The 21901-nt window shown below is 70.3% G+C and carries 18 protein-coding genes and 2 tRNA genes; 11 read left to right on the forward strand and 9 right to left on the reverse strand.

Features of this window, described 5'->3' with window-relative positions; all coding sequences use genetic code 11:
• Positions 1-24 precede the first annotated feature (24 nt).
• The 3 genes from gyrA to ACZ7OO_RS11295 all read left to right on the forward strand — a co-directional run bounded on the left by gyrA (position 25) and on the right by ACZ7OO_RS11295 (position 3604).
• A complete protein-coding gene (gyrA, locus tag ACZ7OO_RS11285; protein ID WP_471503765.1) occupies positions 25-2619 on the forward strand; it encodes a DNA gyrase subunit A in 2595 nt (864 codons plus the stop codon).
• A gap of 18 nt (positions 2620-2637) precedes the next feature.
• Positions 2638-3414, forward strand: a complete 777-nt coding sequence (locus ACZ7OO_RS11290) for a DUF3566 domain-containing protein (RefSeq protein ID WP_471503766.1) — start codon at positions 2638-2640, stop codon at positions 3412-3414.
• A gap of 113 nt (positions 3415-3527) precedes the next feature.
• A tRNA-Ile gene (locus ACZ7OO_RS11295) sits at positions 3528-3604 on the forward strand.
• A 252-nt stretch (positions 3605-3856) separates the two neighbouring features.
• Here the strand turns inward: ACZ7OO_RS11295 and ACZ7OO_RS11300 are convergent.
• The 3 genes from ACZ7OO_RS11300 to ACZ7OO_RS11310 form a co-directional block, all read right to left on the reverse strand.
• A complete protein-coding gene (locus ACZ7OO_RS11300) occupies positions 3857-7894 on the reverse strand; it encodes an nSTAND1 domain-containing NTPase (RefSeq protein ID WP_471504254.1) in 4038 nt (1345 codons plus the stop codon).
• 388 nt (positions 7895-8282) lie between these two features.
• Entirely contained in the window at positions 8283-8741 is a 459-nt protein-coding gene (locus ACZ7OO_RS11305; RefSeq protein WP_471503768.1) for a hypothetical protein, read from the reverse strand.
• A gap of 122 nt (positions 8742-8863) precedes the next feature.
• Positions 8864-9313, reverse strand: a complete 450-nt coding sequence (locus ACZ7OO_RS11310) for a DoxX family protein (RefSeq protein WP_471503770.1) — start codon at positions 9311-9313, stop codon at positions 8864-8866.
• A gap of 183 nt (positions 9314-9496) precedes the next feature.
• Between ACZ7OO_RS11310 and ACZ7OO_RS11315 the strand changes: the two genes are divergently transcribed.
• From ACZ7OO_RS11315 to ACZ7OO_RS11325, 3 genes are all read left to right on the forward strand, one after another.
• Positions 9497-10708 (forward strand): amidohydrolase family protein, encoded by a 1212-nt coding sequence (locus ACZ7OO_RS11315; RefSeq protein WP_471503772.1) that lies wholly within the window; start codon positions 9497-9499, stop codon positions 10706-10708.
• A gap of 104 nt (positions 10709-10812) precedes the next feature.
• Positions 10813-10950: a ferredoxin gene (locus ACZ7OO_RS11320; RefSeq protein ID WP_471503774.1), complete on the forward strand. Its 138-nt coding sequence runs from the start codon at positions 10813-10815 to the stop codon at positions 10948-10950.
• Positions 10951-10953: 3 nt separating this feature from the next.
• On the forward strand, positions 10954-11889 hold the full coding sequence (locus ACZ7OO_RS11325; protein ID WP_471503776.1) for an FkbM family methyltransferase: 936 nt from the start codon (positions 10954-10956) through the stop codon (positions 11887-11889).
• 562 nt (positions 11890-12451) lie between these two features.
• On the opposite strand, the gene ACZ7OO_RS11330 is transcribed toward ACZ7OO_RS11325, so the two are convergent.
• From ACZ7OO_RS11330 to ACZ7OO_RS11340, 3 genes are all read right to left on the reverse strand, one after another.
• On the reverse strand, positions 12452-13225 hold the full coding sequence (locus ACZ7OO_RS11330) for a glycosyltransferase family 2 protein (protein WP_471503778.1): 774 nt from the start codon (positions 13223-13225) through the stop codon (positions 12452-12454).
• Positions 13222-14010 carry a GntR family transcriptional regulator gene (locus ACZ7OO_RS11335; protein WP_471503780.1) on the reverse strand — a complete coding sequence of 263 codons (789 nt, stop codon included), beginning with the start codon at positions 14008-14010 and terminating at the stop codon, positions 13222-13224. The genes ACZ7OO_RS11330 and ACZ7OO_RS11335 overlap by 4 nt, the downstream gene beginning before the upstream one ends.
• 171 nt (positions 14011-14181) lie before the next feature.
• Positions 14182-14529, reverse strand: coding sequence for a DUF6344 domain-containing protein (locus ACZ7OO_RS11340; RefSeq protein ID WP_471503782.1), 348 nt, complete (start codon positions 14527-14529; stop codon positions 14182-14184).
• Between the two features lie 374 nt (positions 14530-14903).
• Between ACZ7OO_RS11340 and ACZ7OO_RS11345 the strand changes: the two genes are divergently transcribed.
• Positions 14904-15032: a DLW-39 family protein gene (locus tag ACZ7OO_RS11345; RefSeq protein ID WP_003999697.1), complete on the forward strand. Its 129-nt coding sequence runs from the start codon at positions 14904-14906 to the stop codon at positions 15030-15032.
• A gap of 193 nt (positions 15033-15225) precedes the next feature.
• Positions 15226-16530: a hypothetical protein gene (locus tag ACZ7OO_RS11350; RefSeq protein ID WP_471503784.1), complete on the forward strand. Its 1305-nt coding sequence runs from the start codon at positions 15226-15228 to the stop codon at positions 16528-16530.
• On the opposite strand, the gene ACZ7OO_RS11355 is transcribed toward ACZ7OO_RS11350, so the two are convergent.
• The gene (locus ACZ7OO_RS11355) at positions 16494-18194 is read right to left on the reverse strand and encodes a serine/threonine-protein kinase (RefSeq protein WP_471503786.1); all 1701 of its coding nucleotides are present in this window, start codon (positions 18192-18194) and stop codon (positions 16494-16496) included. The genes ACZ7OO_RS11350 and ACZ7OO_RS11355 overlap by 37 nt on opposite strands.
• Before the next feature lie 148 nt (positions 18195-18342).
• Positions 18343-18891 carry a helix-turn-helix domain-containing protein gene (locus tag ACZ7OO_RS11360; protein ID WP_471503788.1) on the reverse strand — a complete coding sequence of 183 codons (549 nt, stop codon included), beginning with the start codon at positions 18889-18891 and terminating at the stop codon, positions 18343-18345.
• 184 nt (positions 18892-19075) lie between these two features.
• Between ACZ7OO_RS11360 and ACZ7OO_RS11365 the strand changes: the two genes are divergently transcribed.
• Positions 19076-19148, forward strand: a tRNA-Ala gene (locus ACZ7OO_RS11365).
• A gap of 66 nt (positions 19149-19214) precedes the next feature.
• Here the strand turns inward: ACZ7OO_RS11365 and ACZ7OO_RS11370 are convergent.
• Complete coding sequence (locus ACZ7OO_RS11370) at positions 19215-19910, reverse strand: DUF5324 family protein (protein ID WP_471503790.1); 696 nt, start codon at positions 19908-19910, stop codon at positions 19215-19217.
• Between the two features lie 344 nt (positions 19911-20254).
• Here ACZ7OO_RS11370 and ACZ7OO_RS11375 point away from each other — a divergent pair, with 344 nt between their 5' ends.
• On the forward strand, positions 20255-20788 hold the full coding sequence (locus ACZ7OO_RS11375; RefSeq protein ID WP_471503792.1) for a peptidylprolyl isomerase: 534 nt from the start codon (positions 20255-20257) through the stop codon (positions 20786-20788).
• Between the two features lie 121 nt (positions 20789-20909).
• On the forward strand, positions 20910-21809 hold the full coding sequence (locus ACZ7OO_RS11380; RefSeq protein WP_471503794.1) for a rhomboid family intramembrane serine protease: 900 nt from the start codon (positions 20910-20912) through the stop codon (positions 21807-21809).
• Positions 21810-21901 lie beyond the last annotated feature (92 nt).

The following is a 21901-nucleotide window of genomic DNA, read 5'->3' on the forward strand; positions in this document are numbered from 1 at the left end:
CACAGGGAAGGATCTTCACCAGCAATGGCCGACGAGAACACTCCCGTCACCCCTGAAGAGGGCGGCGAACTCGTGATGCGTGTCGAGCCCGTGGGGCTCGAGACGGAGATGCAGCGCTCATACCTGGACTACGCGATGTCCGTCATCGTGTCCCGTGCGCTGCCCGATGTCCGGGACGGCCTCAAGCCCGTCCACCGCCGCGTCCTGTACGCCATGTACGACGGCGGCTACCGCCCCGAGCGCGGCTTCTACAAGTGCGCCCGTGTCGTCGGTGACGTCATGGGCAACTACCACCCGCACGGCGACTCCTCGATCTACGACGCCCTGGTGCGCCTCGCCCAGCCGTGGTCGATGCGGATGCCGCTGGTGGACTCCAACGGCAACTTCGGCTCCCCGGGCAACGACCCGGCGGCCGCCATGCGGTACACCGAGTGCAAGCTGGCGCCGCTGTCGATGGAGATGGTCCGTGACATCGACGAGGAGACCGTCGACTTCACGGACAACTACGACGGCCGCTCCCAGGAGCCGACCGTTCTGCCCGCCCGCTTCCCGAACCTGCTGATCAACGGCTCCGCCGGGATCGCGGTCGGCATGGCGACCAACATCCCGCCGCACAACCTGCGCGAGGTCGCGGCCGGCGCCCAGTGGTACCTGGAGAACCCGGAGGCCTCGCACGAGGAGCTCCTGGACGCGCTGATCGAGCGGATCAAGGGCCCGGACTTCCCGACCGGTGCGCTGGTCGTGGGCCGCAAGGGCATCGAGGAGGCGTACCGCACGGGCCGCGGCTCGATCACCATGCGGGCGGTCGTCGAGGTCGAGGAGATCCAGAACCGCCAGTGCCTGGTGGTCACGGAACTGCCGTACCAGACCAACCCCGACAACCTGGCGCAGAAGATCGCCGACCTGGTGAAGGACGGCAAGGTCGGCGGCATCGCGGACGTCCGGGACGAGACCTCGTCGCGTACCGGTCAGCGTCTGGTGATCGTGCTGAAGCGGGACGCGGTCGCCAAGGTCGTCCTGAACAACCTCTACAAGCACACCGACCTGCAGTCGAACTTCGGCGCCAACATGCTGGCGCTGGTCGACGGCGTGCCGCGCACGCTCTCCCTCGACGCGTTCATCCGGCACTGGGTGACGCACCAGATCGAGGTCATCGTCCGCCGTACGCGGTTCAGGCTGCGCAAGGCCGAGGAGCGGGCGCACATCCTGCGCGGTCTGCTGAAGGCGCTGGACGCGATCGACGAGGTCATTGCGCTGATCCGGGCCAGTGACACGGTCGAGATCGCGCGTACGGGCCTGATGGGGCTCCTGGAGATCGACGAGATCCAGGCCAACGCCATCCTCGAGATGCAGCTGCGCCGACTGGCCGCCCTGGAGCGTCAGAAGATCATCCAGGAGCACGACGAGCTCCAGGCGAAGATCACCGAGTACAACGCGATCCTGGCCTCGCCGGTCCGCCAGCGCGGCATCGTCAGCGAGGAGCTGGCCGCGATCGTCGAGAAGTACGGCGACGACCGTAAGACCATGCTGGTGCCCTACGACGGTGACATGTCCATCGAGGACCTGATCGCCGAGGAGGACATCGTCGTCACGGTCACGCGCGGCGGGTACGTCAAGCGGACCAAGACGGACGACTACCGGGCGCAGAAGCGCGGCGGGAAGGGCGTACGCGGGGCGAAGCTGAAGGAAGACGACATCGTCGACCACTTCTTCGTCTCCACCACGCACCACTGGCTGCTGTTCTTCACCAACAAGGGCCGGGTGTACCGGGCGAAGGCGTACGAGCTGCCGGACGCGGGGCGTGACGCGCGCGGTCAGCACGTGGCGAACCTGCTGGCCTTCCAGCCGGACGAGGCGATCGCCGAGATCCTCGCCATCCGTGACTACAACGCGGCGCCCTACCTGGTGCTCGCCACCAAGGCCGGTCTGGTCAAGAAGACGCCTCTGAAGGATTACGATTCGCCCCGTTCCGGCGGCGTCATCGCGATCAACCTGCGGGAGCGTGAGGACGGTTCCGACGACGAACTGATCGGAGCGGAACTGGTCTCGGCGGACGATGATCTGCTTCTGATCAGCAAGAAGGCACAGTCGATCAGGTTCACCGCCTCCGATGACACTCTGCGTCCCATGGGCCGGGCCACCTCCGGTGTCAAGGGCATGAGTTTCCGCGAGAGCGATGAACTTCTGTCGATGAATGTTGTTCGACCCGGTACGTTCGTGTTCACTGCCACCGACGGGGGGTACGCGAAGCGGACCCGTGTCGACGAGTACCGCGTCCAGGGCCGTGGCGGCCTCGGCATCAAGGCCGCCAAGATCGTGGAGGACCGCGGTTCGCTCGTCGGCGCGCTGATCGTCGAGGAGAACGACGAGATCCTCGCCATCAGCCTGTCCGGCGGTGTGATTCGTACGCGAGTCAGCGGGGTCAGGGAGACGGGCCGTGACACCATGGGCGTCCAACTGATCAACCTGGGCAAGCGCGATGCCGTGGTCGGTATCGCACGTAACGCCGAGGCCGGCAGCGAGGCGGAGGAAGTCGACGGTGAGGACACCGTGGACGAGACCGCCGAGGGTGCCGCGACCAGCGGCACGGACGAGGGTGAGGCGCCCTCGTCCGAGTAGCACGAGGAGAGAGTCATCGTGAGCGGAGCCACGGGCGCCGGATCGGCCGGTACCTCGACGGGTACGGATGCGGGCGGCGGCGGCCGTGGCTCCGCCGCGTCCGGCGGGGCCATTGAGGGTGGTGCGCAGCCGATGGACACGCACACCACCCAGCTGAAGGCGGTCAAGGCGCCCGAGAGGGCGTCCGCGCCGGACGCGCAGGGAACCCAGGGGGGAACCGTGACCGACACCCGAGGCCAGGCCGCTGCGGGCGCCCAGCCGGCGCAGCAGCCGAACACCTCCCCGCTCCCCGGGGAACGGCGTCCCGAGCAGCCAGCAGGGCCCTACCACCCGCCGCAGGCCTACCCGGCGGCGCAGGCCGCGCAGGCGCCCGCGGGGGCGGTACGACGGCCGCGCACCGGCGCCGGCGCGCGCACCGCCCCCCGCACCCGCAAGGCCCGGCTGCGGGTCGCCAAGGCCGACCCGTGGTCGGTGATGAAGGTCAGCTTCCTGCTCTCCATCGCGCTGGGCATCTGCTCGATCGTGGCGGCGGCGGTGCTGTGGATGGTCCTGGACGCGATGGGCGTGTTCTCGACGGTCGGCGGCACGATCTCGGAGGCGACCGGTTCGAACGAGTCGAACGGCTTCGACCTCCAGTCGTTCCTGTCTCTCCCGCACGTCCTGATGTTCACGGCGATCATCGCGGTCATCGACGTCGTCCTCGCGACGGCGCTGGCGACCCTCGGCGCGTTCATCTACAACCTGTCCGCGGGCTTCGTCGGCGGCATCGAGCTGACCTTGGCCGAGGACGAGTAACCGGAGTTCAAACCTCTGCTGTCGGTCCCCCGACAACCGATTTTGGGACTGCCCCGGTCGTGCGCTAATCTTCAGGAGTCAGCGCGCGGGAGACACACCCCGCAGAGCGCGGCGGGGCTATAGCTCAGTTGGTTAGAGCGCATCCCTGATAAGGATGAGGCCACAGGTTCAAATCCTGTTAGCCCCACCAGCACGAAGGCCCCCGGTCCGGATGGATCGGGGGCCTTTGGCATGGGTGGGCGTTCATGGTCGGTGGCCGACCGGGCCGGTTCGCTTTCCGCCGGCGGGTATGGAAAGGCCCGGTCGCTGGCGACGGGGGATGCACCAGCGACCGGGTTGCGACCAGCCTAACAAGGTGGCCTGGGCGAAGGGAGTCAACTTCGCGGCCGTCATGAGCAGTTGTGATCGGTATCACTCAAAGGCCGTCACGCGGAGGAGGGGATCAGTCGGCACAGGGCGGGTCGTAGGCGAGGCGGGGGAGGTACTCCCGCCACTTTGCCTCGGTCAGTACGTTCCGGGTGACCGAGCAGATACGGCTGACCGCGTGGTCGACGTCCAGGCTCCACAGACGGACCGTGCCGGCGCCGCTGGAGACGCCCAGCATGTTGCTCTTCGGGCTGAAGGAGAGGAAGTTGCCCGTCTTGGCGTTGGGGCTCATGGACTGGCCGATGGGGTGGGCGGAGGCCGGGGACGAGACGTTCCACAGACGGACCGTGTTGTCGTTGCCGCCGCTGGCCAGGGTCCGGCCGTTCCGGCTGAAGGTCAGGGACACCACCGCCTCGGTGTGGCCGGTGAGGGCCGAGCCCAGGCGGGTCGCCCGGGCGGGATCGGAGACGTTCCAGAGGCGGACCGTGTCGTCGTCGCTGCCGCTGGCCAGGGTGGCTCCGTCGGGGCTGTAGGCGAGGGTGTTGATGGGGCCCAGGTGGCCTTCGAGGGGACCGCCCAGGGACTTGGCGCGGGCCCGGTCGGAGACGTTCCACAGGCGGACCGTGCCGTCCGCGCTGCCGCTGGCCAGGGTTTGGCCGTCCGGGCTGAAGACCAGCGCGTTGACATAACCGGTGTGGCCCTTGAGGGGCTCGCCGATCCGCCTCGGGTGTGCCGGGTCCGTGATGTCCAGCAACTGGACCGTGCGGTCGTCGTAGTCGGCGGCCACGGTGCGCCCGTCCGGGCTCAGCGCCAGCGCCTCGGCCCCGGCGTAGCGGGTGTCCAGCCGGACGGGCGCGCCGTACTGGCTGGGGTGGGCGGGGTCGGAGATGTTCCACAGCTGTACCCAGTTGACGTTGTTCTCGCCGGTCAGGATGACGAGGGTGCGGGCGTCGCGGGTGAACACCATCGAGCGCAGGTCCCGCCACCCGGTCCTGAACGGCTTGCCGAGTGCCATGGGCCGGGCCGGATCCGTGATGTTCCACAGCCGCATCCGGCTGTCGCCGCCACCGGTGGCCAGGACGCGGCCGTCGGGGCTGAACGCCCCTGCCACGCCGATCATGTCCGCACCCGGGATCGACCACAGCCGTACCTTGCCGTCACCGCTGCCGGTGGCGAGGGTGTGCCCGTCGGGGCTCCAGCCGACGGCGTACATCTCGCCGCTGCTGCCCGCGAGCGGCTCGCCCACCTGGGAGGGAAAGGCCGGATTGCCGACGTTCCACACGCTGGCCGTGGAGTCCGCGCTGCCCGCGGCGAGCATCGAGCCGTCGGGACTGAAGGCCACCGACCAGACAGGCCCGGTGTGTCCGGTGAGCGGCCCGCCGAGGGCCTTGGCGTGCGCCCGGTCGGTGACGTCCCACAGCCGTACGGTGTCGTCCTTGCTGCCGCTCGCGAGGGTGTGGCCGTCCGGGCTGAAGGCCACAGAGTGCACGGTCGCGGAATGCCCGGTCAGCGGCGCGCCGACGCGCTCGGGGCGCCGGGGGTCGGAGACGTCGTAGAGGAGGATCGAGTTGTCGTCGCTGCCGGCCGCGAGGGTGCGGCCGTCGGGGCTGAACGCGATGGAGCGTACGGCTTCTGAATGGCCGGTGAGGGTGCCAAGTGGCGTGGGGTGGCGCGGGTTGTGCACGTTCCACAGGCGGACGGTGTGGTCCTCGTCGGCGGTGGCCAGGGTGTGGCCGTCGGGGCTGAAGGCGACCAGATAGATCGTGCCGTCGTGACCGCTCAGCGGGGTGCCCAGGGACGCCGGGTGCTTCGGGTCGGAGACGTTCCACAGGCGTACGGTGCCGTCGTCGCCGGCGCTGGCCAGGGTGCGGCCGTCCGGGCTGAACACCGCGCTGGAGACCCAGCTCGTGTGGCCGAGCAGCGGCTTGCCGAGGGCCTTGGGGCGGGTCGGGTCGCTCACGTCCCACAGGCGGACCGTGCGGTCGTAGGCGGCCGTGGCCAGGACCTTGCCGTCGGGGCTGAAGCTGGTGAGGTAGACGGCGCCGGTGTGGCCGAGCAGCGGGGTGGCCAGGGGGGCGTTGACGATGGAGATCAGGCGGTTGTTGGCGCCCTCGTCGTCCGGGCGCAGACGATGTGCGACCAGGTCGAGCTGGGCGGAGAGCGCCGGGTCCGAGTACTGGAACCGGTCGGCCTCCGCGACCACCTGCTCGAACATCGCGTCGTCCCGTTGCTGCCGGGCGATCACCGCGGAGCCGCCGGCCAGAACCGCCAGCACGACCAGCGCCGACACGGCGGCCCGGCTGATCCACACCGTGCGCCGGCGCAGCCGTACCGAGGCCGCCAGGAACTCCACCGCGCTACGGGTAAGGAAGGTGTCGCCGGCCGACTTCGCCCAGGTATGAGCCTGTTCCAGCCGCGAGCCCCGGTACAGCAGGGCGGAGTCGTGGCCCGACTCGTCCCAGGACCGGCCGTCCTCCTCCAGGCGCTGGCGCAGCAGATTGCCGTTGCGGTCCTCGTCGAGCCACTCACGCAGCCGGGGCCAGGCGTGCAGCAGCGCCTCGTGGGTGATCTCCACGGTGTCCGAGTCAAGCGTCACAAGGCGGGCCCGGACCAGGGCCTCCAGCGACTCCTCCGTCTTGTTCGGGTCGGTGGACTCGGCGGCCAGCTGGCGCCGGGTGCCCCGCCTGCGGGTCGCCTGGGTGTCCTCGCCGAGGCGGACCAGGCGGAGCAGCAGCAGCCGGGCGGCGGTGCGGGCGGCCGGGTCCAGGCTGGACCAGGCGCGCTCGGCGGTCGCGGCGACAGCGCCCTGGATACCGCCGGCCGCCCGGTAGCCGGCCAGCGTCAGGCGACCGGCCTTGCGGCGCTGCCAGGTGGCGAGCAGGGCGTGCGAGAGCAGCGGCAGGACGCCGGCGTCATGGGCGCCACGCGGGCCGTCGGCGCTCACCTCACGGACGATCAGCTCGGCGAGGCCGGGTTCCAGCTCCAGGCCCACCGCCTTGGCGGGGCTGGTCACGGCCTCGCGCAGCTCGGCGGTGGTCAGCGGGCCGAGCACCATGTGCCGGTGCTGGAGCGCGTCGGCCAGCTCGGGGTAGCCCAGGCACAGCTCGTAGAAGTCGGCACGGATACCGAGGACGACCAGGGCAGGGGCCGGTTCACCGGGGGCGGCGGAGGTACTGGCCGTGTGCAGGAGCCGGACGAAGGTACGGCGGTCCGTCTCGTCGGTGCAGAGGGTGAAGGTCTCCTCGAACTGGTCCACGATCACGACCGGACGTGCCGTAGCGGATCCCGAGGGCCATGTTTCACGTGAAACATCCTCGGCCTCGCGTGCGGCCCAGGCCGCGACCGCCTCCCGCACGGCCTCCGGATCGTCCAGGTCCGCCAGATCGGCCAGCTCGGGTATGCGACGCGTCAGTTCCTTGACGGGGTCCGCTCCGGGGACAAGCTGCAGGACCTCGTGCGGGCGGTCCTCGTCATCGGCCAGGGCGCCGTTCTGCAGCGCGTCGACCAGGCCGGCGTTCAGCAGTGAGGACTTTCCCGCCCCCGAGGCGCCGACCAGCATGACCAGGCCGCCGTCCGCCTGCGCCGACCGGAGCTGGGCGACCAGGGCGTCGGTGCTGCGCTCCCGGCCGAAGAACCAGCGCGCGTCCTCGCGGCGGTAGGAGGCCAGGCCGCGATACGGGCAGACGCTGTCGACCAGCGGTGGTACTTCCGTGCCCTCCGCCGCCTCCGGCACCGGCAGCTCGCCGACCGGATCGGCCACGGCCTGCTCCCACAGCTTCTGCCAGTGGGTCAGGTCGTACAGCCCGGAGGAGACCGGCGCCGGCTGGGAGCGCCGGGCCTGTGGGATGAGGACATGGAGTACCGCGGAGAGCGCGGCGAACTGAGCGGGCACGTTCCTCGCCCGCCGCCAGTCGCTGATCCGCTGGGCGGAGACCCGCACGGGCCGGCCCCGCTCGTCGACGCGATGCAGTCGGTCGACCGCCTCGGCGACGCGTTTGAGCGGAGGATTGCCGGCCTCCTTGTACAGCAACGCGAGACGTTCCGCGAAGGCTGCGCGTGCCCCTGCGTCGGGACCCAAGGCGCTCCACCCCTTACTTCCCCCGCTGCTGAACATCCGGACCGGAAAACTCACTTTATACGGCTGACCTGCGGCGAAGCCTTGGGCCGGACGTCATGGCCTCCTCAAATGGGCACCTCGGCTGGCAGGATTTCGCCCCAGCAAGGCGGTAGTCGGGCGTCGCCCGACAAGGCCGACCAGCTCAGCGTCCACGGAGACAGTGCACGGCACCGCATGTTCTCGGTCAGATTCCACCGGCAATTACCCGCCGGAGTGGCGCGACGACGGCAGCTGCTCTCTCCGACTGAGCGGGCCCTTGGGGGCCTGAGGCCGCCCTCGCCGTTCGGCACCGGTCCCCACGTGGGGAGGGACCGGTGCCGAACGGCACGGGCGCACCGTTCGCCGTGGGTCCATGAGGCACCTGGCGCGACACGCCTACGTGTCTTCAGCGCCGTATCCAGCCCGCCGTACGTGCCGCTATCACCGCCTGTTCCTCCGCGTCGTCTGCCGCCGCGTTCAGAGCCGTGTCCTGTCCCGCCGCTGTGCCGCCGGCCGCCACCGCGGCCGCCCGGGACGCGGTGAGGGCGGCGCTCAGGGCCGCGGCCGCCTCGGGGCGGTCGTCCAGGGACCCGGCCACCTGTGCCGCCAGCGCCGCGGTGGCGGCGGCGTTGCGGGCGCAGCGGGCGTCCGCCGCCGGGTCGGGCGTGGTGTCGGCCAGGGCGCCGAGGGACTGGGCGGACAGCCGGAGCGCGTGTGCGGCCCGGCCGACCGGGCTCGTCGGCACGGTCTGCGCCGCGTCGGGATCGACCCCGGCATGGCGGCAGACGGCCAGCGCACGTGCGTACGCACTGTGCGCACGCGCGGAGTGCAGTTTTCTGAGCAGCTCCACCGAGGGACCGGTCATCTCCGCCTCCTCGCTTCCGGGCGGGGGCAGGGTGCCACGCCGGCCGCGAAGACGCCATAGGCATGCCGCTGGTGAAGGCCACAGGCCACAGGCCGCTGTGCGGCGGGCGGGAAAAGCGTGGGTCAGAGGAACAGGCCCAGTGCCGAGTCCAGGGACCAGGTCTGCCAGCACATCGCGAAGAGGCCGACCGCGGAGATCAGGGCCATCATCAGGTTCTGCCCCTGCTCCGCCCAGTCGTGGATCATCAGGACCAGGTAGACCAGGTTGAGCAGGAACCCGGCCACCAGGGCGATCGGTGTGAGCAAGCCGGACGCCAGGCCGAGGCCGAGGGCCAGTTCCGCGTACGCCACGACACAGGCCATCAGCCGGGGACGTGGCGCGACGACGACGTCGAAGCCCCGCCGGACCACCCGCCAGCGGTGCTTCTCCGCGACACCGGCCGCCCACTGGATGCCCCCGCCGCCGAACCACTGCTTCTTGTCCTTGTGCCGCCAGCTCTCCAGCCACCACAGACCGAGCCCGATGCGGAGCACCGCGAACCATTCGGCACCGCTCAGCAAGGCTGATCGCATCCCGCACCCTCCCCGGATCCACCACTGATCTGACCCTCCGTCAGTTCAGCGGAAGGCGGCGCGGGTCGCAAGAGGTCCGGCGGCTCTTGCTGGCACCGGCTCCTGGGCCTAGCCTGAGAGCCGAACCGAAATCTGATGGTCCGTCAGTTATTCGGGCGTCCAAGCAGGCAGCAGGGGGTAGGCATGGCAGAGAACGCGACCGGCACCCAGGATCTGCCCAGGGTCGTCAGCGTGGACGACCATGTGATCGAGCCCGCGCACCTCTTCGAGAGGTGGCTGCCGGGCAAGTACCGCGACAAGGGCCCCAAGCCCTTCACCGCGGGCATCGGCGAACTCGCCTACGTCGGCGGCAAGTACCGGTTCACCACCGACCCCGCCGGCCAGATCACCGACTGGTGGGAGTACGAGGGCCTGCTCTTCCCGTACAAGCGCATCATCGCGGCCGTCGGCTTCTCCCGCGACGAGATGACACTCGACGGCATCACCCGGGAGGAGATGCGGCGCGGCTGCTGGGACCCCAAGGCCCGCCTGGACGACATGGACATGAACCATGTCGAGGCCTCCCTCTGCTTCCCCACCTTCCCCCGCTTCTGCGGGCAGACCTTCGCCGAGGCCGAGGACAAGGAGGTCGCGCTGGCCTGCGTCCGCGCCTACAACGACTGGATGGTCGAGGAGTGGTGCGGCGACAGCGGCGGCCGGCTGATCCCGCTGTGCCTGATCCCGCTGTGGGACATCGACCTGGCTGTCGCCGAGATCCGGCGCAACGCCGAGCGGGGCGTCCGGGCGGTCACCTTCAGCGAGATCCCGACCTATCTGGGCCTGCCGTCCATCCACTCCGGCTACTGGGACCCGTTCTTCGCGGTCTGCGAGGAGACCGGGACGGTCGTCAACATGCACATCGGCAGCAGCTCGCAGATGCCCGCCGCCTCCCCCGACGCCCCGCCCGCCGTGCAGGCCGCGCTCAGCTTCAACAACGCCATGGCCTCGATGATGGACTTCCTCTTCTCCGGGGTCCTGGTCAGGTTCCCCCGGCTCAAACTGGCGTACAGCGAGGGCCAGATGGGCTGGATCCCGTACGCCCTGGAGCGCGCCGACGACGTCTGGGAGGAGCACCGGGCCTGGGGCGGGGTCAAGGACCTGATCCCGGAGCCCCCGTCGACGTACTACTACCGGCAGATCTTCTGCTGCTTCTTCCGTGACCGGCACGGCATCGAGTCCATCGAGACGGTCGGCGTGGACAACGCGACCTTCGAGACGGACTACCCGCACGTCGACTCGACCTGGCCGGAGACCAAGCGGGTCGCCCAGGAACACGTGGGCGGACTGGCGCCGGAGGTCGCCTACAAGCTGCTGCGCGGGAACGCGATCCGGATGCTGGAGCTGCCCTTCACATAGGCCGGTTCAGTGGGCCGTCCGGTGGGCAGGGGACTTCCCATGAAGGTCTCCGTCGACGCCGATGTCTGTTATGGGTCGGGTGAGTGTGCCTTCAGGGCACCGCTGTGTTCGGCTTCGGGGACGGGTACGGTTTCGTCCTGCCCGGACGGGAGGAGTCCGGGGACGACGAACTGGTCCGGGACATCGCCGAGCGCTGCCCGTCCCAGGCGATCCGGATCAACGGCAAAGGGGTCACTGACTAGCGGATGAGCACCACCGGCACGGACCCCACCGAACTCACCGAACTCCTGGCCACCCTCGGCCGCCGTTACGTCCGCGACTTCCCCGGCCCCTGGGGCAAGACCCTCGCCGCCCGCGTGCTCAACCCCTACCTACGCGACCACCCTCGCCGACGGGTCGTCGAGACACGCTCCGGTGCCCGGTTCGCGGTCGACACCCAGGACCTCATCCAGCGCTACCTCTACCTCTTCGGGGTGTGGGAACCGCACATGACCCGCTGGCTGCGCGGCCGGCTGGCGCCGGGGGACTGCTTCGTCGACGTCGGCGCCAACATCGGCGTCTTCAGCGTCCTCGCCTCCCAGCTGGTCGGGGAGCGGGGCCGGGTCGTGGCCGTCGAGGCCTCCCCCGCCTTCCACCGCCGTCTCGAACAGCAGAGCGCGCTCAACGGCTGCCGGAACATCCGGGCGGTCAACGCTGCCGTCTCCGACGCCCACCGCACCCTGACCTTCGTGCTCGCCAGCTCCCGCAACATGGGCGCCAACAGCATCGTCCCGTGGGACGGCCCGGCCGAGTCGAGCTTCGACATCGAGGCCGTGCCGCTGCCCGAGCTGCTCCGGCCCAAGGAGATCGAGACCGCGCGCGTCATCAAGATCGACGTGGAGGGAGCGGAGGGCGCGGTGGTGCGCGGGCTCGCCCCGCTGCTGGAGAAACTGCGCCCGGACGCCGAGATCACCGTCGAGGTCACCCCCGACCGCATGGCCCAGCTGGGCGACTCGCCGGACGACCTGCTGCGCACCATGACCGACGCCGGCTACCACGTCTACCGGCTCGCCAACAGCTACGCGGCCGACGGCTACCCCCGGGCGCTGTACGGCGAGCCGGTGGCCCCGGTCCGCTGGGACCGGCCGGTGACCGAGGAGAGCGACCTGGTGTTCTCCCGGACCGACGCGGCGATGCTCTAGACGGGTGAGCAGCCTGGAGTCTCACGGGCCGACGCGCGCGCCGGGCATGTGAGGGGCCTGCTGTTCTCCTTGGCCGACGTGCGCTTTGGGTGTGTGAGGGTTCCGCTGTTCTCAGGGGTCGAGGCGCGCTCGGGGCGGGTAGGCGGCGTGGCGTTCACACGGACGCACGCGGCTGCCTGCCGGCAGCGTGTGCGGCCTGATGATCACGGCCCGACGCGGCCGTACCCCGGCCGCCGGCCGGACACGTGAGCCCACCAGGGCCTGTCCGGCGTCAGCGGTGACTCGTCGACGCCGGTGAGCGGGGTGTGGTGCGTGCAGCCGCGAGGCGGAAGAGGCGTAGCCGACCAGCCTTCCCCACGCTCGAACAAGCTCGCGCGGGGGCATCCCATCGCGGTGGGCGATGCGGTGGCGGGCACCCCCGGCCGAAGGCTGGGGGACGTCGGCGACCGACGACAACGCCGCTGGGGGGTCTCCCCTCTGGGGGGCGTGCCACACCCCGCGTCTGCGGCATGATCCGCCGGACAGGCCCTGGCCGGCAGCCGCGGCCGGACACGTGCGTCCACTAGCCGGCAGCCGCCGGGTACTGCCAGCCGAACTCCGCCAACGCCCGCGCCCGCGCCGCCACGACCGCCATCCTGGCCTGCCGTTCGGCCGGGTCGCCATGGGCGGGTCGGGCGGTGACCTGGCCCTCCCACTTGCGGTAGAGCAGCCCGGTCTGGGCCGAGAACCAGCCCCGGCTCACCGCGTTCAGGGCCAGCAGCAGCCCGGTGTCCTCGGAGGCGGGCAGCGCCATCCAGCCGCCCAGGGCGAGCAGCAGCTCACGGCGGACGAAGAGGCTGGCCGGGTGGACCTGGGCGCGGAAGTCGTTCGCCGTCCAGAAGTCGAGCACGGACCCGCGCTCGATCGGCCCCTCCTCCGGATCGCCGGGGAAGCCGGCCGTGGAGCCGTCGGGCAGCAGGTCGAGGACGCGCGAGGTGGCCCAGCCGACCGCCGGGCGGGCCTCGAGGACGGCCAGGTCGCGGGCCAGGGTGCCCGGTGCGAGCTGGTCGTCGGCGTCGAGGATCCTGACGTACGGTCCCTCGGCCCGGGCCAGCGCGATGGTGCGGGCGACCCCGGGACCGCCGGGACGGCCCTGCCGGAACGACACCCGGGCGTCGGCGGGGACGTACGGGCGGACCTCGTCGCCGTGGCCGTCCTCCTGGATCAGCCACTGCCACTCCCAGCCGGCCGGCAGCCGCTGTTCGCACAGCGACTTGTAGGCCTCCGGCAGGAAGCGGGCCGACGGCGCGTGGACCGCGGTGACGACGGTGACGCACCGGCTCACAGCCGCGCTCACCACCTTTCCAGGTGCGTGGTGAAGAGCAGTTCCGTGCGGTCGCCGGGAAGCGTGACGATGGAGATGTCCACGATGCAGTCGTGGATGTCGTACGAGGTCTTGCGCAACAGGATCACCGAGGTACCGGCCGGCAGGTCCAGCTCCCGGGCCTCCTCGGGCGTCGGCGGCCGGGCGGTGAAGCGTTCCTCGACACGGGCGACCTCGATGCCGACGGTGTGCAGCTGGTTCTGGGTGCCGCCCGGCCAGGGCTCCCTGGTCTGGTCCAAGAGCGCCGGGTTCGCGGCGATCATGTCCCGGATGAGATAGGAACTCACCAGGCTGAAGGGCGCGGACTCGGCCGAGTAGCGGGTCCGGTAGGTACGTTCCAGGAGCACGGTGCCCTCCGGCACCCCGAACGCGTCGGCGAGGTCGCTGGGCGCGGTCAGCTCGCGGTAGCGGGCGAAGAAGACCAGGTCGTCGAGGACCAGCCCGGTCTCGTGTTCGGTCGCGCCCGTGGCGGCCCGGGTGGCCTCCGGCATCCTGGCGCGGTCCTTCTCCCACTGGTGCCGGGTGTTGTCACGGACCGCGCGGGTGCGGGGCCTGCGCACGAAGTTGCCGCTGCCGTGCCGCTTGTCGATCAGACCCTCCGCGCTCAGCAGCCGCAGCGCGTTCTGGATCGTGGGCACGCTCCGGCCGTAGTGCCGGGCCAGCTCCGCCTCGGAGGGCAGCCGCGAACCGGGCTTGGGCTCGCCGTTCCGGATGGAGCGGCGGAGGTCGTCGGCGATCTCCTCGTACGCCTTGGGCACGGCTTCAGCCTACGGCTCCTCAAGAGGAGTTGAAGAGTCGAACGCCCCACGGTGCGGCCGGGCATGCGAAGACCCGCGGCCGGTTCCCGGTCGCGGATCTGTGTCGCAGTAGGCGCTGGTACGTACGCAAGTCGCCCTTGCGCCGTTGCGTCTGAGCCGTCTGGTGGGGGATCAGCAGTCCAGGGGTGCCGCTGGGGGTTCGGCCGGGGTCTCGGGCTCGGTCGTGTCAAGGGGCCGCTGGCGGCAGCTGGGGGTCTTGCCGTGGGCCTCGGCCCGGATGCGCTGCTTCATCGTGGGGGGCAGTGACCTGGCCTGGGACCAGAGCCAGTGGGTCTGTGCCGGGATCATCACCCGGCCGGCGGGGCTGTGGTCGTCTCCGCTGTTGTTGTTGCGCGGGGTCTCGGTCTGCGGTACCGCGGCGGCGGTGGCGGCGGAGATGAGTCCGAGCGCCGTGCACAGCGCGAGGAAGGCGGTGACGAAGGCGGTCCACATCTTCATGACCTTGGTGTTCCGGGCCATGGCCCCTCACTTTCGGGTTGGGCGATTTGCGTACTTTCCTCATGATGTGTATGGGGATCGCGAAGTGGGGGACGTCGAGCTGTGGCGCGTCGATGTTCCGATGAACACCACCCGGACGGACGCATGAGGCCCGAATAATCGGAAGAAAGGCCCCTGAAAGCAGACGAGAGGGAGCAAAGTAACCGTCCGTGGGAGTGTGATCACCCTCCGATCGGAACGGCCCGGCCTCGGCCGAAGCCTCTCCGAGGCCCTTGTGCAACGCCTTGCGGTGAGCCGCAGTTGGGGCCGGATGCCAGGTCACCGATCGATATCGGTCGGTGTGTATAGTCGGGCGCCAGAGGTCCCCTACGTCAAGGAAGAGACGAGGTCGCGCGGTGAAGAAGCTGCTCCTGGTCGCACTGGCCGCCATCGGCGGGCTCCTCGTGTACCGCCAGATCCAGGCGGATCGCGCCGAGCAGGATCTGTGGACGGAGGCGACTGACTCCGTGCCCACGGGTTCGTGAGTACCGACAACCAACGACACTGAGACCCCGGCCGCCTCGCGGTCGGGGTTTTGCGTTGTCCGGCGGGTCGTGCGAGGCGAGTGTTTCGGGCGGTCGTACGGATTGACGGGTGGCACGAGGGCGCGCGCGGCAGTATGGGGCCGACAGCCGGTCCGGGACTTCGACGGTCGGCGAGCGACGGCTGGGGGCGTGCGTGATACGACGGTGGCGTACGGCGGCGTGGCGGGGCATCGGCGTGGCGGCCGCCCTCGCACTGACGCCACTGCTCCCGGCCTCTCCGGTTGCGGCGGACGGCGGCAGCGGCTACGCCTTCGCCCCGGACGCCCGCACGATCACCGGAGCGACGAACACCGCGGACGCCGTACCGCTGAAGCCCGGCACGACCTACCGCAGCACCCTGCCGGACAAGGGCGAGCTGTACTTCCGCCTCGAACTCGCCGCCGTCACCACGGCCTACGTCCCCGTCACCGCCGTCCCGCCGACCGACGCCACCGTCTCCGCGAGCGACGGCATCGCCGTCTCGATCGAGGACGCCAACGGCGCCTCCTGCGGCTACGACGGCGCCCGCTTCGGCGCCGGACTGAGCCCCCGGCCGGTCACGGCGCTGGGGCGACGGGACGCGGGCAAGGCACTGTGCCAGGACGCGGGCACGTACTACGTGACCGTCCAGCGGCTCGCGTCCGGCTCGAAGACCACGTCCCCTGGCAGCTGGAACCTGGAGATCGCCCCCGTCACCGAACCGGGCCTGGCCAAGGCCGGCGCCACCACCGCCCCCGAGACCTGGAACTCCGCGTCCCCCGAGCCCCTCACCGGCGACCCCCACCGCCGCACCGCCGGCGCCGGCTTCACCACAGCCCGGACACTGGGCGCGGGCGTCTGGCAGACCGGCATCACCCCGGGCCAGACCCTCTACTACGCCGTCCCCCTCGACTGGGGACAGCAACTGCACACCACCGTCGAAATGGGCAGCAGCAGCGGCGACACCCACGGCTACGTCAGCGCCGCGCTCAACCTCTCCCTCTACAACCCGGTCCGCGGCTACGTCGACGACGTCTCCCTCGGCTACGACGGCACCCAGAAGTCGTCCTCCCTCGACCCCCTGCCACCCGTGGCCTACGCCAACCGGTACGCCGTCCCCGGCGAGGAGAACGCCGTCCGCTTCGCCGGCGCCTACTACCTCGTCGTCCACCTCACCGGCCAGACGGCGGACACGTTCGGGAGGGGGCCGTACGACGTGACACTCCGGGTCCGCGTCGACGGCACCCCGAACTCCGGCCCCCACTACGCCGGTTCGCCCGTCCCGAAGGGCGTCTTCGACGCGCCGTCGGACCAGGGCGGCGACCTGCCGGCCGCGACCGGCGACGACCACACGGCGATGCGGGTGCTCGCGGCCGGCGGGATCGGCACGGGCACGGCCCTGCTCCTGGTCCTGGGCGTGTGGACCCTGACCGCCCGCCGCGCTCAGATCCGGGTCAACGCCCAGAAACCCACGGCGTAACAGGCCAGCGCCAGCAGCAGGATGGGCACCGCGGCCTTCACGGGCGGCCCGGGCCGACGCGCCCGCCGCCGACGCCGCCCGTGGGTACGCACCGACGACTGCGAGGCCTGCGGTGCCGGCTGCGGGTCGCGGACGGTGTAGGTGGCCGTGGTGGTGTCGGCATGCGGCTGGGCCGGTGGCAGGGGTTGTGCGGTGGGCCAGAGGGTATGGGGCTGCGGGACGGGAGTGGCTGGATGTGGCTGCGGTTGCGGCTGCTGGTGGGCGTACGGCGAGTACGGCGGCGTCAGCTGCGGCCGCTCCGAATACGGAGTGGGGGGTATCGGCGTCTCGGGCGGCGGGAGCCGGAAGCTGCCGGTGTCGGACATACCGACGGGGGCCGGGACGGAGCCGGTAGGGACGGAGGAGCCGGCCGGGGGAGCGTCCGCGTCTTCTGCCGCCCGGGCTCCGGCCGCTGAGCCGGGGCCCTCGTCGGCCGCCGAGGCGGGGGACGCGCCCGCTGCCGAGGCGGGGTACGCGCCGGCCGCCGCCTCTCCTGCCGTGTCCGATCCCGAACTCGCCTCTGCCACCCCGGCCGAGGCCGCAGCCGCCACCGACCCCCCGGCGGCCCCCGCTCCCGTCCCCGTAGCCCCCGTAGCCCCCGTAGCCCCCGTAGGTCCCGTAAGACCCGTCTCCGTCGTTCCCGTCGCCCCCGTAAGACCCGTCTCCGTCGATTCCGTCGCCCCCGTAAGACCCGTCTCCGTCGATTCCGTCGCCCCCCTCGCCGTATCGACCCCCGACGCCACCCGCAGCGGCCCCTCGGGACCGAATCCCGATGGCAGCAACCCGAGTTGGTCGAAGATCTCGATCGACTCGTCGTCGATGCCCGGCTCCGGGAGCAGTTCCACGGCCTGGGCGAGGGCCTTGCGGGCGCCCGTAGCCGTGCGGAAGCGGGACTGGGGGTCGGGCTGGAGGAGGGTGGCGACGACCTGCCAGAGGGGGTCGGGAATGCCCTTGGGGGCCCCAGGCGTGCCGTGTTCGGCGAAGTGCTGGACGAGCGCCTTGGCATCAGGCTTGGCGCCTTCCAGAAGGAACAGGGCGACCAGGCCGACGGCGAACAGATCGGCCGTGAAGTCGGGCTCTGCGCCAAGGAGTTGCTCGGGGGCGATGTAACCCGGCGTGCCCACCACGAGGTTGGTCTCGGTCAGCCGGGCCTCGCCGAACCGCATGGCGATACCGAAGTCGGAGAGACGGAGGCGCGGGCGGGCGGTGCCGCTGGCCTCCAGCAGGATGTTCGCGGGCTTGATGTCCCGGTGGATCACGCCCTCGGCATGCACCGCGGCGAGGCCGGAGAGCAACTGGTCGAGAAGCGTGGAGACGAATACCGGGGGCAGGGGACCGTAGTCCCCGACAAGGTGGACCAGCGAGCCGCCGGCGACCAGGTCCATCGTGAACAGGACCTTGTCGTCGTCGGCGGCCCAGCTGGCCGGAGCCAGGACATGGGGATGATCGATGCGCAGCGCCTGCTCCCGCACAAAACGCAGAAGCGCATGGGCGTCGCTCTGCTGGAGCACCTTGGCGGCCACATAGCGCTTGCGCCGGTGGTCCCAGGCGCGCCAGACGGCACCCACTCCGCCACGACCGATCGGGTCGGCCAGTTCATACCGGCCTGCGAAGACCTCACCCATGACTGCCCGCAGCCCTCCCCCTCTAGTCCCCCTGCCACCCCCCTTGCTTCCCCCGGATGAGCGATACGACCCCTCTCGCGTGACCCCCTCGGCCAGGGCCTGGCCCCGCCCGGTTCACCGGACCCCCTCCGGTGTACCGGGCCGCGGCTCAGCTCTGGTGCGACTGGTAGTGCGTGACCGCGTCCGAGGTGCGGCCGGCGCCGTAGACCCGGAGGAACTCCGACAGCTCCGGATGGGTCGGAGCCAGCGTGTCGGCAGCGTCGATGATGTCACCGGCGGCGGCCACCGAGCGCAGCAGCGACTGGATCTCGCGGACCACCCGCTTGACCGTGGGCGCTCCCGAACCGCTCGTCGTATGCGTGGTGTTGCTGAGCACCGAGCCCCCCTGGGACTTCTTGATCTCGTCCATCCGCTCGGTCGCCTCGGCCGCGCTCACACTGCCGTCCGCGACCTGCGCCGAGAGATCCTGGAGCAGCTGCACCCGCTGGACCACGGCCGGGTTGCCGATCTTCGCCCGCTGTCCGCTCATCAACTGCGACAGCATGGGCGCGGACAGTCCGAGGACCGCCGCGAGACGTGCCTGGTTGAGCCCCAGGTCGTCGATGAGCTTACGGAAGAGCGCCCCCAACGGCTCTCCGTACCAGTTCCGCTGCAGCTCCCGCGCTCTGGCGGTGGCTTCCTGCTGTGCGGCGTCCATTGCGTCTCCCCATCGCTTCCCCAAAAAATCCACGGTTCGCTACAGCGAACCTCGCCGAGCATCTTACGGAGCGTGGTCATCCGCGGGGAGCCCCAATCTTTTTGGGAGGTAAGGGGGGTGACCCGGTACTCTGGTCTGCGGCACCGACCAGCGGACCTTCCGCTTGGCCGGCCGCTTCCCGTACGGGGCCTTAGCTCAGTTGGTAGAGCGCCGTCTTTGCATGGCGGATGTCAGGGGTTCGACTCCCCTAGGCTCCACAACAAAACCCCTCTGACCTGCGAAAACGCAGGTCAGAGGGGTTTCTTGTTTGTGAAACGCTGGGATCAGCGGTTCTCGTCGTCCCGGGACGACTGCTCCTCCGCCTCCTTGGCCTGGACCTCGGGGTGCAGGGGAGAGCTGCCGTCCACCGAGCTCAGGTGACTCGAATCCGGAACCTCCGTGGCAGCGGGGGGCTCGACCAGCCAGTCCGGGTTGGCCTGCTTGTCCCACCACTTCCAGGCGGCGAAGGCGGCACCGGCCAGCACACCGAACACGGCGAACGCCTTGAACGCACGGCCATACGCAGAACGCCGCTCGTTCCTGCGCGCCAGCTTCTCGATCTGCTTGGCCGAGACATTGCCACGCAGCGCGGCCAGCGCGGCGGCACCCCGCGTCGTGGCCTCATCACGGACCGGCACGGCCGCCGCCACGGCCTGCTCGATCCTCGGACGTGAATAGTCGGCGGCCTGCCGGGCAGCCTTGCGGGTCAGATCGGCAGCATCATGCGCGGCCTGGTCCACCATCGGCGGCACATGCGTCCGGGCCTGCTCCAGACGCGGGACGAGACGGGCGTCGTACTGGACGCGGGCCTGCTCGGCGGCCTGCGACACCACGGGCGCGAGCCGTACGCGTGCCTCCTGTGCGTAGTACGCGGCACGCTCCTTGGCCGTGTCGGCGTAGGGCGCCACCACTTCCGCGGCGTGCCGCACGCTGTCCTTCGCCGAGCTGGTTGCGGCGCGCACGCTCTCTTTGCGGGTCACGGGTTTCCTCCTCCTCGGTGGCGTACGGTATTTCGACTTTCCACCCTTTTAGGGATCATGCCTGTCCGCGAGCCAAGCGGCGCGCGAGGACGGGCATACGGGTGCAACCAGAGCTAAGAGGGGCTTGTCGACGACAATGCCACGGATCGGCGCCCAGCGCTCCCGCCCGGGCGGACCCGTCACAGCTTCCAGGGGACTCCGCCGGGTTTCCGCAAGCGATTCGTGAGGATCTCCGCCGGGAGACCGCAGCCGGGCGACCGGGCTGCCATACCGTGCGAGGATCGTGAGGGGAACCCATCACGGGGTTACGCCCGAGCACACCAGAGCACAACGGAAGGCGGACCGTGGCCGAGCAGCTCTACGCCACCTTGAAGACCAGCCTCGGCGACATCGAGGTCCGGCTCTTCCCGAACCACGCGCCGAAGACGGTCAAGAACTTCGTAGAACTGGCGCAGGGCGAGCGTGAGTGGACCCACCCGGCCACCGGCACGGTCTCCACCGACCCCCTGTACGACGGCACGATCTTCCACCGAGTGATCAGCGGCTTCATGATCCAGGGCGGCGACCCGGTCGGCACCGGCATCGGCGGTCCCGGCTACAAGTTCGAGGACGAGTTCCACCCCGACCTCCGCTTCGACCGCCCCTACCTGATGGCCATGGCCAACGCCGGCCCCCGCACCAACGGCTCCCAGTTCTTCATCACGGTCAACCCCGCGCCCCACCTCAACCGCAAGCACACAATCTTCGGCGAGGTCGTCGACGCGGACAGCCAGAAAGTCGTGGACAAGATCGCCTCCGTCACCGTCAGCGGACCGAACAAACGGCCCGAGAACGACGTCCTCGTCGAGACGGTCGTCGTCGAGAAGCGCGAGAACTGATCCAAACAAGGAAACACCCAGGGAAGCGCCCAAAAGGAAGCGCCCCAAGGGAACCAAACGCCCCGCTCGTCCGTAAGGATGTGCGGGGCAGAGCAATGCCCACGACGAGCGAGGGGACCCCATGGAGGACCAGGCGGCAGGCAGCGCGCGCGACGCCCACAGCCTGCCCATGTGCTACCGGCACCCGGACCGGGAGACGGGCGTGCGCTGCACCCGCTGCGAGCGCCCCATCTGCCCCGAGTGCATGGTCAGCGCCTCCGTGGGCTTCCAGTGCCCCGAGTGCGTACGCGGCACCACCACCGGCCAGAGCGGCCCACCCCCGGCCGACTCCCGGCCACGCACCATCGCCGGCGGCACCATCACCGCCGACCCACGGCTGCTCACCAAGATCCTGATCGGCATCAACATCGCCGTCTTCCTGGTCCAGCTCTCCGTCGGGGACAGCTTCACCAACCGCTTCGAACTGATCGGCCAGGCCTGGTTCCCGCAGTACGGCGACATCGAAGGCATCGCACAGGGCCAGTACTACCGCCTGCTGACCGCGATGTTCCTGCACGACAGCTCGAACCCCATGCACATCGCGTTCAACATGCTCAGCCTGTGGTGGATCGGCGGCCCCCTCGAAGCCGCCCTCGGCCGCGCCCGGTACATCACGCTCTACTTCGTCGCAGGCCTGGCCGGCAGCGCCCTCACCTATCTGCTGGCCGCCCAGAACCAGCCCTCGCTCGGCGCGTCCGGCGCGATCTTCGGCCTCTTCGGCGCGACCGCGGTGCTCATCCGCCGGCTCAACTACGACATGCGGCCGATCATCGCCCTGCTGGTGATCAACCTCATCTTCACCTTCAGCGGCGGTATCGCCTGGCAGGCCCATATCGGCGGCCTGGTCGCCGGTGTCATCACCGGTTACGCGATGGTCCACGCCCCGCGCGAGCGGCGGAACCTCATCCAGTACGGCACCTGTGCGCTGGTCCTGGTCGTGGCCGTCGTCCTGACGGTGATCAGAACCGCTCAGCTCACCTGAGCCTGTTCACGGCGGCTCGCCGCACCGATACCGAACCGTTGTCCACAGTCGGTGGCGGATCTTGTGCACAGGGTGCGTGCACAACTGTGCCC

Source organism: Streptomyces sp. NPDC111744 (assembly GCF_055634995.1).

Coding starts and splice junctions, on each gene's coding strand:
- ACZ7OO_RS11325 (WP_471503776.1), top strand. CDS start 10,954: ATGAGCACCACCGGCACGGACCCCACCGAACTCACCGAACTCCTGGCC.
- ACZ7OO_RS11300 (WP_471504254.1), bottom strand. CDS start 7,894: ATGTTCAGCAGCGGGGGAAGTAAGGGGTGGAGCGCCTTGGGTCCCGAC.
- ACZ7OO_RS11355 (WP_471503786.1), bottom strand. CDS start 18,194: ATGGGTGAGGTCTTCGCAGGCCGGTATGAACTGGCCGACCCGATCGGT.
- ACZ7OO_RS11315 (WP_471503772.1), top strand. CDS start 9,497: ATGGCAGAGAACGCGACCGGCACCCAGGATCTGCCCAGGGTCGTCAGC.
- ACZ7OO_RS11360 (WP_471503788.1), bottom strand. CDS start 18,891: ATGGACGCCGCACAGCAGGAAGCCACCGCCAGAGCGCGGGAGCTGCAG.
- ACZ7OO_RS11305 (WP_471503768.1), bottom strand. CDS start 8,741: ATGACCGGTCCCTCGGTGGAGCTGCTCAGAAAACTGCACTCCGCGCGT.
- gyrA (WP_471503765.1), top strand. CDS start 25: ATGGCCGACGAGAACACTCCCGTCACCCCTGAAGAGGGCGGCGAACTC.
- ACZ7OO_RS11310 (WP_471503770.1), bottom strand. CDS start 9,313: ATGCGATCAGCCTTGCTGAGCGGTGCCGAATGGTTCGCGGTGCTCCGC.
- ACZ7OO_RS11340 (WP_471503782.1), bottom strand. CDS start 14,529: ATGGCCCGGAACACCAAGGTCATGAAGATGTGGACCGCCTTCGTCACC.
- ACZ7OO_RS11380 (WP_471503794.1), top strand. CDS start 20,910: ATGGAGGACCAGGCGGCAGGCAGCGCGCGCGACGCCCACAGCCTGCCC.